Genomic DNA, 566 nt, shown 5'->3' on the forward strand with positions numbered 1-566 from the left:
TATATCTTAGCAATTTCATGCAGTATCCAGTTTTCAAAGAACAAATGATCAAGCAACCACAAGGTTGCTCGCCTGGCGACGTCCTACTCTCCCGGCTCCCTGCGGAGCAAGTACCATCGGCGCTGGAGGGCTTAACGGCCGTGTTCGGCATGGGAACGGGTGTGTCCCCTCCGCCATCATCACCAGACGATTTGACTATTTCTCAAAAGTGACGAAGAGTAATGTAGCACATCTTCTCAATCACATTCAAGTATTATTTTTTGGAAAATGGTGGAGCTGAACGGGATCGAACCGATGACCTCCTGCTTGCAAGGCAGGCGCTCTCCCAACTGAGCTACAGCCCCATACTGGGTAATATTTAATGGTGGGCCTAGGCTGACTCGAACAGCCGACCTCACGCTTATCAGGCGTGCGCTCTAACCAACTGAGCTATAGGCCCTCGTAAGCCACAAAAAAAGACGTACTACTTCAAAGGCCAAAAGCTGCGGCACTTCAAAGTTCTATATACGTCAGGGAGTTGGTGCTCCCTCAAAACTGAACAGCGAATTGTGCGTTAGTGGTCGTAT

General features: G+C 49.6%; 2 tRNA genes and 1 rRNA gene. All 3 read right to left on the bottom strand.

The features are described from left to right. Positions 1-70: 70 nt before the first annotated feature. A 5S ribosomal RNA gene (rrf, locus tag ACM6JA_RS19730) occupies positions 71-187 on the bottom strand. An 81-nt stretch (positions 188-268) separates the two neighbouring features. Beyond that, positions 269-344: transfer RNA gene (locus ACM6JA_RS19735), tRNA-Ala, on the bottom strand. An 18-nt stretch (positions 345-362) separates the two neighbouring features. Then, positions 363-439: transfer RNA gene (locus ACM6JA_RS19740), tRNA-Ile, on the bottom strand. Positions 440-566: the final 127 nt, after the last annotated feature.

The organism is Brevibacillus sp. IT-7CA2 (assembly GCF_949767855.1).
In the GTDB taxonomy this organism is placed as follows: Bacteria; Bacillota; Bacilli; order Brevibacillales; family Brevibacillaceae; genus Brevibacillus.